The sequence below is a fragment of the Tateyamaria sp. LSS28 genome (genome assembly GCF_059611725.1).
This window is the reverse complement of the sequence record NZ_JCAPFI010000001.1, coordinates 375,960-390,753: the sequence shown is the minus strand read 5'-3', so window position 1 is coordinate 390,753 and position 14,794 is coordinate 375,960. Positions and strand designations below refer to the sequence as shown.

The 14,794-nt window shown below is 61.0% G+C and carries 19 protein-coding genes; 13 read left to right on the top strand and 6 right to left on the bottom strand.

Going from position 1 to position 14,794, the window contains the following annotated elements:
- Positions 1-48: 48 nt before the first annotated feature.
- Positions 49-1,458, top strand: coding sequence for a mechanosensitive ion channel family protein (locus AC53L6_RS02120; RefSeq protein WP_496906626.1), 1,410 nt, complete (start codon positions 49-51; stop codon positions 1,456-1,458).
- Positions 1,455-2,120 (top strand): MBL fold metallo-hydrolase, encoded by a 666-nt coding sequence (locus AC53L6_RS02115; RefSeq protein ID WP_496906625.1) that lies wholly within the window; start codon positions 1,455-1,457, stop codon positions 2,118-2,120. Before AC53L6_RS02120 ends, AC53L6_RS02115 begins: the two co-directional genes overlap by 4 nt.
- Before the next feature lie 36 nt (positions 2,121-2,156).
- Here AC53L6_RS02115 and AC53L6_RS02110 read toward each other — a convergent pair whose 3' ends face one another.
- Positions 2,157-2,375, bottom strand: coding sequence for a helix-turn-helix domain-containing protein (locus tag AC53L6_RS02110; RefSeq protein ID WP_299552460.1), 219 nt, complete (start codon positions 2,373-2,375; stop codon positions 2,157-2,159).
- Entirely contained in the window at positions 2,372-2,905 is a 534-nt protein-coding gene (locus AC53L6_RS02105; RefSeq protein ID WP_472729150.1) for a hypothetical protein, read from the bottom strand. The genes AC53L6_RS02110 and AC53L6_RS02105 overlap by 4 nt, the downstream gene beginning before the upstream one ends.
- A gap of 69 nt (positions 2,906-2,974) precedes the next feature.
- Here AC53L6_RS02105 and AC53L6_RS02100 point away from each other — a divergent pair, with 69 nt between their 5' ends.
- The 3 genes from AC53L6_RS02100 to rlmH all read left to right on the top strand — a co-directional run bounded on the left by AC53L6_RS02100 (position 2,975) and on the right by rlmH (position 4,484).
- A complete protein-coding gene (locus tag AC53L6_RS02100) occupies positions 2,975-3,490 on the top strand; it encodes a hypothetical protein (RefSeq protein WP_496906624.1) in 516 nt (171 codons plus the stop codon).
- Positions 3,491-3,636: 146 nt separating this feature from the next.
- On the top strand, positions 3,637-3,996 hold the full coding sequence (rsfS, locus tag AC53L6_RS02095) for a ribosome silencing factor (RefSeq protein ID WP_189370028.1): 360 nt from the start codon (positions 3,637-3,639) through the stop codon (positions 3,994-3,996).
- Positions 3,997-4,013: 17 nt separating this feature from the next.
- The gene (gene rlmH / locus AC53L6_RS02090; protein WP_496906623.1) at positions 4,014-4,484 is read left to right on the top strand and encodes a 23S rRNA (pseudouridine(1915)-N(3))-methyltransferase RlmH; all 471 of its coding nucleotides are present in this window, start codon (positions 4,014-4,016) and stop codon (positions 4,482-4,484) included.
- A 93-nt stretch (positions 4,485-4,577) separates the two neighbouring features.
- Here the strand turns inward: rlmH and AC53L6_RS02085 are convergent, their stop codons facing one another.
- A complete protein-coding gene (locus tag AC53L6_RS02085) occupies positions 4,578-4,934 on the bottom strand; it encodes a hypothetical protein (RefSeq protein ID WP_496906622.1) in 357 nt (118 codons plus the stop codon).
- A 36-nt stretch (positions 4,935-4,970) separates the two neighbouring features.
- Positions 4,971-5,669 carry a DUF599 domain-containing protein gene (locus AC53L6_RS02080; protein WP_299207888.1) on the bottom strand — a complete coding sequence of 233 codons (699 nt, stop codon included), beginning with the start codon at positions 5,667-5,669 and terminating at the stop codon, positions 4,971-4,973.
- Positions 5,670-5,753: 84 nt separating this feature from the next.
- On the opposite strand from AC53L6_RS02080, the gene AC53L6_RS02075 reads away from it, so the two are divergent.
- The 7 genes from AC53L6_RS02075 to AC53L6_RS02045 all read left to right on the top strand — a co-directional run bounded on the left by AC53L6_RS02075 (position 5,754) and on the right by AC53L6_RS02045 (position 12,314).
- Positions 5,754-7,202 (top strand): FAD-linked oxidase C-terminal domain-containing protein, encoded by a 1,449-nt coding sequence (locus tag AC53L6_RS02075; protein ID WP_496906621.1) that lies wholly within the window; start codon positions 5,754-5,756, stop codon positions 7,200-7,202.
- A gap of 59 nt (positions 7,203-7,261) precedes the next feature.
- On the top strand, positions 7,262-8,377 hold the full coding sequence (gene glcE, locus AC53L6_RS02070) for a glycolate oxidase subunit GlcE (protein ID WP_496906620.1): 1,116 nt from the start codon (positions 7,262-7,264) through the stop codon (positions 8,375-8,377).
- Between the two features lie 20 nt (positions 8,378-8,397).
- Positions 8,398-8,730: a hypothetical protein gene (locus AC53L6_RS02065; RefSeq protein WP_299207882.1), complete on the top strand. Its 333-nt coding sequence runs from the start codon at positions 8,398-8,400 to the stop codon at positions 8,728-8,730.
- Between the two features lies 1 nt (position 8,731).
- Positions 8,732-10,045 (top strand): glycolate oxidase subunit GlcF, encoded by a 1,314-nt coding sequence (gene glcF / locus AC53L6_RS02060; RefSeq protein ID WP_496906619.1) that lies wholly within the window; start codon positions 8,732-8,734, stop codon positions 10,043-10,045.
- A gap of 90 nt (positions 10,046-10,135) precedes the next feature.
- Positions 10,136-10,918: a trypsin-like serine peptidase gene (locus AC53L6_RS02055; protein ID WP_299207878.1), complete on the top strand. Its 783-nt coding sequence runs from the start codon at positions 10,136-10,138 to the stop codon at positions 10,916-10,918.
- The gene (locus tag AC53L6_RS02050; protein ID WP_496906618.1) at positions 10,915-11,718 is read left to right on the top strand and encodes a trypsin-like serine peptidase; all 804 of its coding nucleotides are present in this window, start codon (positions 10,915-10,917) and stop codon (positions 11,716-11,718) included. Before AC53L6_RS02055 ends, AC53L6_RS02050 begins: the two co-directional genes overlap by 4 nt.
- Before the next feature lie 131 nt (positions 11,719-11,849).
- Positions 11,850-12,314, top strand: a complete 465-nt coding sequence (locus AC53L6_RS02045; RefSeq protein ID WP_299207874.1) for an Hsp20 family protein — start codon at positions 11,850-11,852, stop codon at positions 12,312-12,314.
- 74 nt (positions 12,315-12,388) lie between these two features.
- Here AC53L6_RS02045 and AC53L6_RS02040 read toward each other — a convergent pair whose 3' ends face one another.
- Positions 12,389-12,832, bottom strand: a complete 444-nt coding sequence (locus tag AC53L6_RS02040; protein ID WP_496906617.1) for a GFA family protein — start codon at positions 12,830-12,832, stop codon at positions 12,389-12,391.
- 158 nt (positions 12,833-12,990) lie between these two features.
- Here AC53L6_RS02040 and AC53L6_RS02035 point away from each other — a divergent pair, with 158 nt between their 5' ends.
- Positions 12,991-13,485: a ClbS/DfsB family four-helix bundle protein gene (locus AC53L6_RS02035; protein ID WP_496906616.1), complete on the top strand. Its 495-nt coding sequence runs from the start codon at positions 12,991-12,993 to the stop codon at positions 13,483-13,485.
- 3 nt (positions 13,486-13,488) lie between these two features.
- Here the strand turns inward: AC53L6_RS02035 and AC53L6_RS02030 are convergent, their stop codons facing one another.
- Positions 13,489-14,748, bottom strand: coding sequence for an Hsp70 family protein (locus AC53L6_RS02030; RefSeq protein WP_496906615.1), 1,260 nt, complete (start codon positions 14,746-14,748; stop codon positions 13,489-13,491).
- Positions 14,749-14,794 lie beyond the last annotated feature (46 nt).

Genomic DNA, 14,794 nt, shown 5'->3' with positions numbered 1-14,794 from the left:
TGATCGTGTGCGTCTGGCATTGCATGCTGCCGATAACGGAGGGCGGGCATGACCACTCACACGGACGGGAGCGGCAATGATATTGCCAACGCGCTGAGTTCCGCGGCCGAGGCTGCGGTGGCCGGACAGTCCACGGATGGGCAAACCCTGACCGAGATTGCATGGTCACTGCTGGTGACGATGTTCAGCTATGCCGAGAGTTTCGCCATGTCGTTGCTGCGCCCTTGGGTGGCGTATCAGTTGGGGATGGCGCTGGCGGTCTTTGTGCTGGCCCACTTGCTGCGTCACTGGCTGGGGCCACCCATCCGCACTTGGATGGGTACGCGCGAAGGCTGGCCCAAGTGGCGCATGCGTGTGCTGGTGGTCGTGCACCAGCGTTTGCGTGCCATGTTCTTCGTCCTTCTTATCTGGATGCTGGTCTGGATCATGCGCGAGGTGACGTGGCCATCGCGATCCTATGTCCTTGGCCTGATCGCGACCCTTGCCACGGCGTGGCTGCTGGTTGTGTTTGCGACACGCCTGATCCGTTCGATTTTCCTGCGCCGCATGGTGCGCTATGGTGCGTGGATTTACGTGACCCTCTACGTGCTGGGCATCGTGGACGAGGCATCGGAGGTACTGGACGCCGCCGCATTCTCAATTGGCGATATGCGCATCTCGGCCCTGCTGGTGGTGCAGGGCATTGTGGTTGTCGGGTGTCTGTTCGCATTGGCGCGGTTCATCACTGTCACAACGTCGAACCGCGTTCAGGCGAACGAGGATATCTCGCCCTCGATGCGGGTGCTGATCGTCAAGGTCGTGCAGATCGTATTCTATGCCATCGCCTTCTATGCGGGGGTGCGGGCGCTGGGCATCGACCTGACGGGCCTTGCGGTGCTGTCGGGTGCCATCGGTGTGGGCTTGGGCTTTGGTCTGCAGAAGGTGGTGTCGAACCTTGTGTCCGGGGTCATCATTCTGCTCGACAAGTCTATCAAGCCCGGCGACGTGATCAGCCTGGGCGATACGTTTGGATGGATACAGACCCTGGGGGCGCGGTACGCATCGGTCGTGACCCGCGATGGCCGTGAATACCTGATCCCGAACGAGGATCTGATCACCGGACAGGTGGTCAACTGGTCCCATTCGAACGAGTTTGTGCGCCTCGATATCTATTTCGGCACGTCATATGGCTGTGACCCCCATCAGGTCCGCAAGCTGGCGATTGAGGCGGCCAAGGGTGTGGAACGCGTTCTATCCTCGCGTCCGCCCGTGTGCCACATCGTGGGATTTGGCGACAGTTCCGTCGACTATATCCTGCGCTTCTGGATCACAGACCCCACAGGGGGCCTGACCAACATCCGCGGCAACGTGTATCTGGCGCTGTGGGACATTTTCAAAGAGAACAACATCTCTATCCCCTTCCCGCAGCGCGAAGTGCGGCTGTTGGGGCAGGGCAGTGACGAGGGCGAAGGGTTATGATTCAGCTTGGGGAAGGGGCGTGGCAAATTCCGGTGATGCCGCGCCAGTCAGTGAATTGCTATCTGTTGGGCGACGTGTTGGTGGATGCCGGGATAAAGCGGTCCGGTCCCAAGCTGCTGCGCGCCCTGCGCGGAAAGGCGATGTCGGGTCATGCCCTGACCCATGCCCACCCGGATCATCAGGGCGCCACGGCCGAGGTGTGCCGGGCTTTGAACCTGTCGTTGATGTGTCATCCGGCGGAACGGGAGGCGGCGGAAACGGGGTATGTTCTGGGCTCGTTTCCAAATCCCAGATCGCTGATGGCGCGGATGCAGCAAAGGTTCTTTGCTGGCGAAGGGCATCCCGTGGCACGGACGTTGATCGAAGGGGACCGGGTTGGCGGGTTCGAGGTGATTGAAACGCCGGGGCATACCAAGGGTCACATCTCGTTCTGGCGTGCGTCCGATGGGGTGTTGATCGCAGGTGATGCAGCGGTGGGCATGAACCTGTTCACTACCACACCGCGCCTTGGATTGCCCTTGGGGATCGCAACGTGGGACATGGACGCTGCACGCGCCTCGATCCGTAAGTTGGCGGCGCTGGGGCCGAAGCGGGTGGCGTTCGGGCATGGTCCGGCGGTCAGTGGAGACGTTTTCACAGAGTTTGCCGTGCAACTGGGTTAGACGTTGGTTTGGTCCTGACGGCGAGGCGAAATGCCGTCAGGACGTATCCGGCGTTGTGGCCTCCAACAAGTCGCCCGGCTGACAGTCCAGCGCTTCGCACAGCTTGGCCAGTGTTTCAAAGCGGATGCCTTTGACCTTGCCGGATTTCAGCAGGCTCAGGTTCTGTTCTGTGATTCCGATCCGGGCCGCAAGGTCGCGGCCCTTCACCTTGCGCATGGCCATCATCACGTCGAGGCGGACAATGATTCCGGTCATATGAATTCCCTGTTCTCAGCCATCAGTCGGGCCGCTTCTGACTGAATATATCCAAACATGGTTAACAGCGCTGCGGCCAGCAACAGGAACAGCCCCCCGCCATCGATGGCAATGGACAAGGTGCGTTGACCAGCGGGGTTGTTCCAGGTCAGGGCCAGGATGATCACGGTGTTGCTCACAATCTCGACAATGGCGAGGGCGAGAAGCCCTTGACCAATGCGCAACACACGCCGCGCCGTATCGATTTGGAACGTGTCGCCATTGGCACAGGCGGCCAACCACCCCCGGACGCACCACAGCACCCACAGCAACAGGGCATAAGACGCAATTTCAATTGTGCGCCACAGGGTGACCGCCCAGGCGCTGGGCGTTTCTGGGAAGTTCTTGGTGTCAAATTCTTCGCGCAGGTCGGCAACGGACAGCCCCCCGTCAACAATGGCAATGACGGCTGCAACGACCAGCAGCGTAAACAGGCCGATCGTTGCCCATTCGAATTGTCGTGCCCGTCGGGCGATCAAAGTGTCTTGCATCTGCGTTTCCTATATGGCTACTAAAGTTTAACGTAAAACAATAAAAAATGATTCGAAAGGACAAATTTTGTGAAAGATGTTCTGTTGGCCGTATCCATTTGCCTTGGTGCCTGTACCTCGATCGTGCCCAGCACGCTGCTGCAACTGAAAGGGCTGAATCCGCTGTCGGCCGACCCGGCCGATATTGCGTTGCAAGTTGACCTGCCCGACGGTGTGGCCCTGTTGCCGGGGTCCGGCACGCTGGACCTGCGCGCCGAACGCGGCGACGGGGCTGAAACGTCCGGCAGTTTCCCGGTTGAGATGGCAGGGGATGTATTGAAAGTGGCCCCGGCGGCACATGCGGATCTGCGTGCGCTGCAGGCAGAGATCACGGCATGGAAGGCCGCTGACCCGGACGGGACCACGGGCAGCCTCAGCGTGGATTTTGAACCCTGCCGGATTGGCGTCGCGTTGCCCGAAGCAGGCAAGTTGTCCATTTACATACGGCTTGCCGCGGACGGTCCCTTTCTGCCGCTGGTAAAAGACGCGCCCATCGACGAAGCGCTGGAAAGTGTTGCACAAGACCCTCTGAAACCCTGCGCGTGAACGCGTTTCATTGAAATGTCATGCGCGCGTTGTTACGATCTAGGTATCCCAGCGCCGGGGATTTGGACGGCGTGCTGACAAAGGAGGACAATGTCCTGTCATTCTCTGCTGACGCGGTTCAGACCGCTGATGGAGCCGCGGCTGTGATGGCCGCCCCCAAAACGCAAGCCACAAGCGATGGTATCCTTGAGGCTGTGCTGTCTTCCCTCAACGACGACAAAGCCGAAGATGTTGTGCAGATCGATCTGCGCGGCAAGACCGCCATGGGTGACTACATGGTGATCTGCTCGGGCCGGTCGTCGCGCCAGGTGGCGGCGATCTCGGAAAAGCTGGTGGAACGGCTGAAAGCCAAGTTCGGCATCTCGACCCGGGTCGAGGGCAAGGATACCGGCGACTGGGTTTTGATCGACACGGGCGATGTGATTGTCCATGTGTTCCGGCCCGAGGTGCGCGAGTTCTATCAGCTGGAGAAAATGTGGCAGCCGGGCGCTGCTGCAACCAACTGATTCTGCGCGCTGAGCTTATGCGTGTGCATATCTGTGCGGTGGGCCGCCTTAGGGGCGGTCCCGAGAGCGATTTGGTGTCTGACTATGTCACCCGCTTTGACCGCACGGGCCGGGCCCTTGGCCTTGGCCCCCTGACCCTCACCGAAGTTGAAGACCGCAAGGGCGGTGGCATGGCGGCGGAAGCTGATCTGCTGCGTCGTGCCCTGCCCAAAGGGGCGGTGCTGTGTTGCCTGGATGAGCGGGGCAAGGTCGAGACCTCACCTGCCTTTGCCAAGCGGTTGAGCGGGTGGCGGGATAATGGGCGCGGCGACGTGGCCTTTGTCATCGGCGGTGCGGATGGGATTGATCCAAGCCTGCGGGCGGAGGCGGATCATCTGCTGTCTTTCGGGGCGATGGTCTGGCCGCATATGTTGGTGCGCGTGATGCTGACCGAGCAGCTGTATCGAGCCACGTCGATCCTGGCTGGATCGCCTTATCATCGGGTGTGATCCAATGGCCGCTGCGCGACGCGATTCATTTTTTTGCTGACGAGGGGCTCTGCCCCTCGAGCTCCCCGAGGTATTTCCAGCCAGAAGAATGGCTTAGTCTGTTGGAAGTGTGACGATTGTTGTGCCTTCATTCCAGCCTGCGGGCAGATCGCGGGCCTGCACTTGTACTTCGGTCGTGCCTGCCGGGATCACAACGCCACCAAGGCTGCGGGTGAAGGGCTGTTCATCGACATGTGGGTGGGCCAGGACGCGCATGCCCAGTTCTTTCCCGTCCATGTCCAGCACGCGCCAGCCATCCGCGTAGTGGTCCCACCCGGTGTCCGGATGGCGGATGGTCACCGAAAAGCGATAGGTGTCGGTGCCGGTTTTGGACACGTCCACATTCTCGATCACCGGTTCTTCGGCGAAGGCGGGGGCTGCGATCAGCAGCAGAGGGATCAATCGTTTCATGGGCTTAGGCTATGTCCCGGTTGTGTCGTTGTCATGTCACGTGTCCGTGCCCAACAGAATTGTGCGCGAGTTCGAGGCGAATTCACGGCGCCAGATGACAGCGAGGGTAAAGATGGTTGCCACGATCAATGTCATGGGTCCGGCCAACCAGGCCACACACGCGAGTGCGAAATAGACGGATCGCAGTCCCCGGTTGAAGGACCGTGCCGCGGTGATGTTGATCTCGGCCGCTTGCGTGGCGCGCGGGGCGCATGCCGGATCTGATACATCATTTGGCACGGCCGCCATGACCACGGCGGCATAGCCGAACAGCCGGTTCGCCCAGACGAATTTCAGGAAGGCGTTGGTCAGGAACAGGGCCACCGTCAGCATCTTGGCCTCCCACACGAAGGCGGGGCTGTCCATCAGGACCAATTCGTTCGCGATACCCGTCAGACGTTCCGCATTACCGATCAGCGCCAGCGTGCCGCCGATTGCGATGACCGAGGTCGAGGCAAAGAAGGCCGTGCCCTGCCGCAGGCTGGCCACGACTTGGGCATCAAAGATTCGCGGTTCGCGCGTGATCATCTGCTGCATCCATTCGCGTCGGAACCCGGCCATGATCTGCGAGGTCGAGGGGTGCTTCGTTGCGGGGTGTTCGATCCGCCATCCGATGACCAACCAGCCCAGCAATAAGAGGGCAAGGGCGCCGAAATCGAGCGGTGTAAAAAGGGCGATGCGGTCAAGCCATGTCATATGTGCGGTCTTACACCGCAGTGATTCAGATTGCATCCCGGCCAAATTGGTCATATTATTTTACCAATAACTGGAGGACGCCCCATGGAAATGCCTGTTCCTGATTCTGATGTGCTGGCGCGCAAGGCGCGGGTGGTGGAGCGTTTGCGGGATGTGTTGCCCGGCGATGCCGTCATTGATGATCCTTCAGAGACGCGCGCCTATGAGTGTGATGCTCTGACCGCCTATCGCTGCCCGCCCATGGTGGCCGTGCTGCCATCAACCACGGCGGAGGTGTCGGAAGTGCTGCGCATCTGCCATGACGAAGGGGTGCCAGTGGTGCCGCGCGGGTCGGGGACGTCCTTGGCCGGAGGGGCCTTGCCCACGGCAGATTGCGTGATCCTTGGCGTCGCACGCATGAATGACGTTCTGGAAACCGACTATGACAACCGCATTATCCGGGTGCAGACGGGGCGAACCAATCTGAGCGTGACCGGTGCGGTCGAAGCAGATGGCTTTTTCTACGCCCCTGACCCGTCCAGCCAGTTGGCCTGTGCCATTGCAGGCAATATCGCGATGAACTCGGGCGGGGCGCATTGTCTTAAATACGGTGTGACCACCAACAACCTGATGGGCGTGACACTGGTTCAGATGGACGGCACGGTCGTCGAGATTGGCGGCGGGCATCTGGATGCGGGTGGCTTGGACTTGTTGGGCGTGATCTGCGGGTCGGAGGGGCAATTGGGTGTCGTAACCGAAGCGACCCTGCGCATCCTGCACAAGCCCGAAGGCGCGCGACCCGTTCTGATGGGCTTTGACAGTGCCGAGGTTGCGGGGGCCTGCGTGGCCGACATCATCAAGGCAGGTGTCTTGCCAGTTGCGATCGAGTTCATGGACAAGATGCTGATCGAGGTGTGCGAGGACTTTGCTAAGGCTGACTATCCGATGTGCAGTGCACTCCTGATTGTCGAGGTCGAAGGGTCAGACGCAGAGATTGATGCGCAGCTGGCCCTGATCATGGATATTGCCAAGCGGCACAACCCGGTTGCCTTGCGTGAAAGCGCCTCTGCCGATGAAAGCGCGCGCATCTGGGCGGGTCGCAAGGCGGCGTTCTCAGCCATTGGGCGGATCAGCGATTACATGTGTCTGGATGGCACGATCCCCGTGTCCGAGCTGCCTTATGTCCTGCGCCGCATTGGCGAGATGTCCGACAAATACAATCTGCCGGTGGGCAACGTGTTCCACGCGGGTGATGGTAATATGCATCCACTGATTTGCTATGATGCGAACAAACCCGGTGATCTGGAACTGTGCGAAGAGTTCGGCGCCGAGGTTCTGAAGCTGTGTGTCGAAGTGGGCGGCTGCCTCACCGGCGAGCATGGTGTCGGGATCGAAAAGCGTGATTTGATGACCCGTCAATATGCGCCTGCCGATCTCGAGGCGCAGATGGCGGTCAAAGACGTGTTCGATGCTAAGTGGCTGTTAAACCCTGCCAAGGTATTTCCATTGGCGGTGTCCGAACCCCGCCGCGCGACCAAGTTTGCGGCCGAGTAAGGGGGCCAGCCCCCTCGGCCTAACGGCCTCACCCCCGAAGTTTATTGGGCAAGATGAAGATGAGCAAAATGAAGACCGAAGATGAGGTGACCGCTGCCGTTGCCGGAGCCCGAGGGCCGTTGGCCGTGCGTGGTGGTGGAACGCGGTCAGTGGGTCGTCCCGTCGTGGGTGAGGTTCTGGACGTATCGGGCCTGTCTGAGGTGACCTTGTATGAGCCGGGCGCGCTAACCCTTGTGGCGCAGGCAGGAACGCCTGTGGCCGAGATTGAGAAGACACTCGCGGCCGAGAACCAGCGCCTCGCCTTTGAACCCTACGATCTGACCGGGATGTTGGGCACGCCCGGTGCCTCGACGATTGGTGGGGTCATCGCAACGAACGCCAGCGGCCCGCGTCGCATTATGGCGGGTGCGGCACGTGATTTTGCCTTGGGGGTGCGGTTCGTCGACGGGGCGGGGCAGGTCATCAAGAACGGCGGGCGGGTGATGAAGAACGTCACCGGCTACGATCTTGTCAAACTGATGTGCGGGTCCTGGGGGACGCTGGGTGTGTTGACCGAAGTGAGCCTTAAAGTACTGCCCGGGGTCGACGCGGTGACAACACTCGTTATCAATGGTTTGGATCCGGCCCGTGCGGTCGACGCCATGAGCCGCGCGCTGGCATCGCCCTTCGAGGTGTCTGGCGCGGCGTGGACAGGCGGTCAGGTCTGGTTGCGCCTGGAAGGCTTCGAAAGCTCGGTTGCCTATCGGGCAGGGGAGTTGAAGACCCTTCTGTCCTCGTTTGGCGACATTGTGGAAACGGACGCGGACTGGCGCATCGTGCGCGATGCCGCTCCGCTGCACGGGGCAGAGGCCGTCTGGCGCATCTCGGTCAAACCAAGCGATGGCCCGGCGGTGATCGGTGCCTTGCCCGACGGGTGCGATGCCATGATGGATTGGGGTGGCGGTCTGATCTGGGCGGGCCTATCCGGTGGCGACATTGCTGCGGCCCATACTGGGGTGCAGGCGGCCGTGGCCGGGCTGGGTGGTCACGCAACCATGATCAAAGGGCCGGAAGCCGTGCGCACAGCCGTGCCGGTCTTCCAACCCGAAGCACCCGGTGTCGCCGCCCTGTCTGCGTCCTTGCGGCAGCGGTTCGATCCCAAGGGTATCCTCAATCCGGGGCTGATGGCCGCGTGATGCTTATCCTCCTGTTTATCATGGCTTTTGTGATCGGTCCGGCCTTGTTCTTTGCCCTGGATCGCGTGGTTGGAAAGCATTGGCCACTGGCGCTGGTCGCATCGGTCCTCGTGCTGGCCAGCTTCGTGTTGCGGAGCGAGGCCAGCCTGGCCTTTTCAACCGACGTCACCCGCACCTTTCTGAGCGTGCTGTTCATATGGCTGGCTTGGGTGCTGGTCATGGTCCTGGCCGCGCGCGCCGTGCGCCAGGCGCTTCCATCTCTTCGTGCGCGGCGCTTTGTCCGTGTGGCAGGTGCCATGGGCACCACCGTCCCGTGGTTCGGCTTTGCCGCGGCCCAAATGATCGCGAGATAGCATGCAAACGACATTCACCCCGGAACAGTTGACCGATCCGCAAATCGAACGGTCGAACGAGATCTTGCGCAATTGCGTGCATTGCGGGTTCTGCACGGCCACGTGTCCCACCTACCAGGTGCTGGGGGATGAACTGGACAGCCCGCGCGGGCGCATCTACCTGATCAAGGACATGCTCGAAAACGACCGCGACCCGGACGAAAAGGTCGTCAAGCATATCGACCGCTGCCTGTCGTGCCTCGCCTGCATGACGACCTGCCCCTCGGGTGTGCACTACATGCACCTTGTCGACCATGCCCGCGAGTATATCGAGAACCGGTACAAGCGCCCCTTTACCGACCGCGCGCTGCGCTGGGTGCTGGCGCGTATCCTGCCATACCCGATGCGGTTCCGTGTGGCGCTGCTTGGGGCCAAGATCGGACGCCCCTTCGCCCGTCTGATGCCGGATGCCCGTCTGCGCGCCATGTTGGAAATGGCGCCGGATTACATTCCGCCTGTCAGCCGCAACGATGATCCACAAAGCTTTGCGCCGGTGGCCGAGAAAAAGATGCGTGTGGCCCTGATGACGGGGTGTGCGCAAAAGGCGCTGAACACCGATATTAACGATGCTACGATCCGCCTTCTCACCCGCTTGGGATGCGAGGTTGTAGTGGCCGAGGGGGCTGGCTGTTGCGGTGCGCTCACCCACCACATGGGCAAGGCGGGCGAAAGCCATGCCAATGCGGCCAAGAACATCCGCGCCTGGGTGGCCGAGATGGACGGCAACGGCCTGGATGCCATTGTCATCAACACGTCTGGCTGCGGCACCACGGTCAAGGATTATGGGCACATGTTCCGCAATGACCCGCTGGCCAAGGACGCGGCGCGGGTTGCGGACATCGCCATGGATGTGAGCGAGGTTCTGATGAAGCTGGACCTCCCCGAAGGAGAGGCCCAGACTATGACCGTCGCATATCACGCGGCCTGTTCCTTGCAGCATGGGCAACAGATCAAGACCTTTCCAAAAGACCTGTTGAGGCGCGCAGGTTACAACGTGGTAGAGCCTGCAGACAGTCATCTCTGCTGCGGATCGGCGGGCACATACAACCTGATGCAACCCGAGATTTCCAAGCAATTGAAAGAACGCAAAGTGCGCACGTTGGAGGCCAAGAACCCCGATATCATCGCTGCCGGGAACATCGGTTGCATGATGCAGATCGGGTCGGCAGCGGGCGTGCCCGTTGTGCACACAGTCGAGTTGCTGGATTGGGCATCCGGAGGGCCACGCCCGCCTGCTTTGGATCGGCATCCGGACGATGTTCCAATTTTGCGCTAAATTGCATCTTTGCCTTAGTTTTGCCGCCATTCTCACCTAGACCGTTCGAACCCCCCCTGGGATCGGAGAGTTATGAGTATGCGCCGATGGATGGCCCTTTCATTTGCGGCTTTGGTTTTGGCATCGACGGCTCTGGCACAGGATGCGCAACTGCGCCGACTTGAGTCGGGCGCGGATGCCGCCGGCTGGGAAGCAGTCGGGCGTCTCAACATTGGCGGCACCGGATTTTGCACGGGTGCTCTGATTGCGCCGAACCTTGTCCTGACGGCCGGGCATTGCCTGTTCGACAAGACCAACGGTGAGCGTATCGATCACACGCGGGTCGAATTTCTGGCCGGATGGCGCAACGGGCGCGCGTCCGCTTACCGCAATGTACGCCGGGCTGTTGTGCACCCGGACTACACCTATGTCGGGCACGTAGGCTCGAAAGCCGTGCGCAATGACCTGGCCCTGCTCGAGCTTGATCACCCCATTCGTGATGGCAAGATCATCCCCTTTGAAACGGCGGCACAGCCCCGGCGCGGTGCAAAGGTCGGCGTGGTCAGCTATGGCACCGGGCGATCCGAAGCGCCGTCCCTGCAAGAGCTGTGCCGGGTATTGGCGCAGCAGGATGGGCTGCTGGTGACATCCTGCTCTGTCGATTTCGGCAGTTCCGGCGCGCCGATTTTTGTCATTGATGAAGGCCGCGCGCAGATCGTTTCAGTTGTATCGGCCAAGGCCGAGGTCGAGGGCGAAGCGGTATCGCTTGGGACGTCGCTCGGCACGCCTTTGGCACTCTTGCAAGCCGAGTTGGTGGCGCAGCGCGATGATGTCAGCCCACGTATCTTGGGCGGCATGCGCCGCGAGACTGGGGCGAAATTCGTCAAGCCATGAAGGGTTTGACGCTGATATTGGCCCTGTTATGGGCGCCAATGGCCGTGGCGCAGACCACGCAGCTGCGCACGCTTGATACCGACTATGCCGCCGCAAGCTGGAAAGCTGTCGGCCGCATTGATTTTGGCGGGCGCGCTTTTTGTTCAGGAACGCTGATTGCCCGTGATCTTGTACTGACTGCCGCGCATTGTCTGTATCAACCGGGTACTGACAAACTGTGGCCGACCGATGGTATCCGGTTCAGCGCCGGGTTTCGTGATGGGAAGGCTGTGGCGACACGTCGCGCAGCGGATGCCGCCGCACATGAGGGGTTCGAACCTGTCGGCGCCCTGACGGCACAGAACGCCACCTACGATGTTGGTCTGATCAAGCTGGCCGAGCCTATTTCGACATTCGAAGTGCCCCCGTTCTACGTCCATGACGGGCGCATCTCGCCGGGGCCCGTCAGCGTTGTCAGCTATGGCAGGGGCCGTGAAAACGCACAGTCCCGGCAAAAGGAGTGCCAGATGCTGGACCGGGCGGGTGACGCGATGGTGTTCGACTGCGATGTGACCTTCGGGTCATCTGGTGCGCCGGTGTTCACCCATCGCAACGGGCGCGGACAGATCATGTCGGTCATTTCGGGCATGGTGCGGATCCAAGGACAGAAACGTGCCATCGGGATGGCTCTGCCGGATCGCGTGACAGAACTGAAGCGCCAAATGCGGATGCAGGTGGCAGCACCGGTTGCCAAGGTGCGTCGCATCACCGTTGGCGGTGGCAACCGGGGCAATACGGGTGCCAAGTTCGTCCGGCCCTAGGGGGCTTGAACGCACAAAAATCCTCACCACATTGATGGTATCGGATGCCCTGACGGGGTCCGACCATAGCAACCCTGCGGGTCTGTCCAAGGATGGAGGGCCCGCCGTTAATCGCTCTGAATGAGGATGACATGCGTACATATGATTTTGCACCGCTCTACCGCGCAACCGTTGGTTTTGACCAGATTGCCGACCTGATGGACCGGGTCCTTGCGACGGACAGCAACGCCAACAGCTACCCCCCTTACAACATCGAAAAGACCGACGAAGATGCCTATCGCATCTCAATCGCCGTTGCGGGCTTTTCGGATGCCGACCTGGGTGTCGAGGTCAAGGAAAAGAGCTTGATCGTCTCGGCCCGCAAGGCTGACGAACAGGACACAACCTACCTCCACCGCGGCATCGCCACCCGCGCATTCGAACGCCGGTTCCATCTCGCCGACCATGTCGTCGTGACGGGTGCCTCCCACGAAAACGGCATGCTGCATATCGACCTGGTGAAAGAGGTGCCCGAAGCCCTCAAACCCCGCCGGATCGAGATTGCCAGCCAGAAGGCGATCGAAACCGACGTGGTTGACGCCAAGGCCGTGAACTAAGGCCTAACGTCCGACTTTCTCCTCCCTGTCGGACGGCCCCGGGGTGCTTGCGCGCCTCGGGGTTTTTCATGTGATCAGGTGTCGTAATCCGGGTGCTGATGCGACACGACGGACGCATTCCACTGCGCATCCTCGGCCTGCTGAGCGGGCGGTTTTTCGGGCAGGGTACTCAGATCGGAAAAGCACCTGCGCTGGAATTGCGCGTTCACCTGCACCGTCGGCGCGGCCAGATTCGGATTGTCCAACGCACCCACCGCAATCTCGATATGTTTGTCGAACTCATAGGTCAGCGGCGTGCCGCAATCCTTGCAGAACCCGCGCCAATTCGTGTCCGAGCTGTGAAAGATGGCCCGTTCCCCGCGCGTCCACGTGACGCCTTCGACATGGACGAGCGTGGCAAAGAGGTTGCCAAAGGCTTTTTGACACATGCGGCAATGGCAGATGCTCGCCATGCCCAAACGGTCAATCGCAAAGCGCACCGCGCCGCATTGGCATCCTCCGGTGATCGTGCCGGCCATGTCTTTGCCCCCTCTAACCCACGCGGTCATGATACGGCACCCGGCACTGGCAGCAACCGGCCCGGCTGCAACGTCCCCAAAAACACGCCTGCTCAACTGATCCATCGCAAAGCGTCACGCCGCGCAGTCTGCTTCGATGGCGTCGAAAGGAGTTGGACATGCCCGCACACAGCAAAACGGAACTCATCGACATCACGCAAAAGGACTTCGGAAAGCTGGAAAAGCTGATCGAAACCATCCCCCCCGATGTCGCGCTAAAAAAGGACGCCGACGACACCTCGATCAAGGACGTCATCGCCCACCGCGCCCATTGGATCGACCTGTTCCTGGGGTGGTACTGGGATGGGCAGGCGGGAAAAACCGTTCATTTCCCGGCGGAAGGGTACAAGTGGAGTGAACTCAAACGCTACAACGCGGACCTCAGGCAGCGGCAATCCCACTTGGACTGGCCACAAGCCGTTACCTTGCTGAAAAAGAAGCACGGCGAACTGACGGGCTTCATCAATGATCGCTCGAATGATGAGCTGTATGGCGGTCCCATGAAAGGGGCACAGAATGACTGGCGGTCGGGGCGCTGGGCCGAAGCCGCGGGGCCCAGCCATTACCGGTCTGCCGCCAAGTACATCCGCGCCGCACTCAGGGCACGGGGGTGAACGTCATGTCACCACTGGCGCATCATGCCGATCGGCAGCCAACGCCAACCCATCCGCCACGGCCGTAAATACCTCGGAAAACGAATGCCGCGCGTCAGGAAAGCTGCCGCGCATTGTGTCCGTCACCATCGACATCAGGCTGGACCCACCGACATAGATCACCTGATCGATCTGTCCTGCCTCTATGCCCGCCATCTCCAACGTCTCGGCCACGCCAAGGCGCAAGGCGGCGGCATGCGGGTCAAGGATGCCGCGCAAAGCGTCCACTGGCAGGGCGGCAGTCAGGCCGCTTGCCACCTGAGCCAGCGCAATCACCGCATCGTCGCGCCCGGAATTGGCATCAATCTTGCCCTGCTCCACGGCAAAGGCGACATCGTGGCCCAACTCATGCTCCAGCACCGTACCCAGCCGCCCCATCTTGTCCCGTTCTTCCGACAACTGCACCATGTCGCTGACCATGCGGCGCGTCTTGGCGGTGTAAAGGAACGGGATCTTCTCCCATGTCGCCAGATCGTTGAAGATGCCCTTGGGCGCGGGCAGGGTCCCCGGCCCCATGGCATTGCGGATCAGGGTGCCTGCCCCAAGCAGGGGCATGACACGGTCGATACTGATGGATCGGTCAAAGTCGGTGCCGCCAATCCGCACGCCGTGATTGGCCAGGATCGTCACGCCATCATTGCCGGTGCGAAAGACCGAAAAGTCGGACGTCCCACCGCCAATATCCACGATCAGGCCCGTCGCACCAGGATGGTCCAGCGCGCCCGACGCAATCGCTGCCGCTTCGGGTTCAGGCAGAAACGAAACGTCTTTGAACCCCGCGGCCAGATAGCAGGCGCGCAAATCCGCCTCGGCCTGCGCCTCACGCGGATCATTGGTGCCATGAAACACCACGGGCCGCCCGGACAACGCATGGTCAAAGGGGTGTCCCGCCTCCGCCTCGGCCCGCCGTTTCACTTCGCGCAGAAAGCGCGCGATGATATCGACAAAGGTCATCCGCGCGTTCAGCAGCTGCCGCTTTTCATGCATGATTGATGTGCCCAGCACGCGCTTCAGCGCCCGCATGAACCGCCCCTCGATCCCATCAAGCAGCGCATCGTTTGCCGGATGCCCCATCAGCATCTTGCGCGCGTCATAGTCAAAGAACACGGTCGTCGGCAGCGTCATCTGCCCGGGTGCCATGGTCACCAGATGCGGCTTGCCGTCCCGGACATAGCCCGCGGCCGAATTCGAGGTGCCGAAATCAATGCCCAACGTGTGTGCCATACCGTCCCCCTGACCATGCGGAAAGGCGCGGGGTGTATGCGCAAAG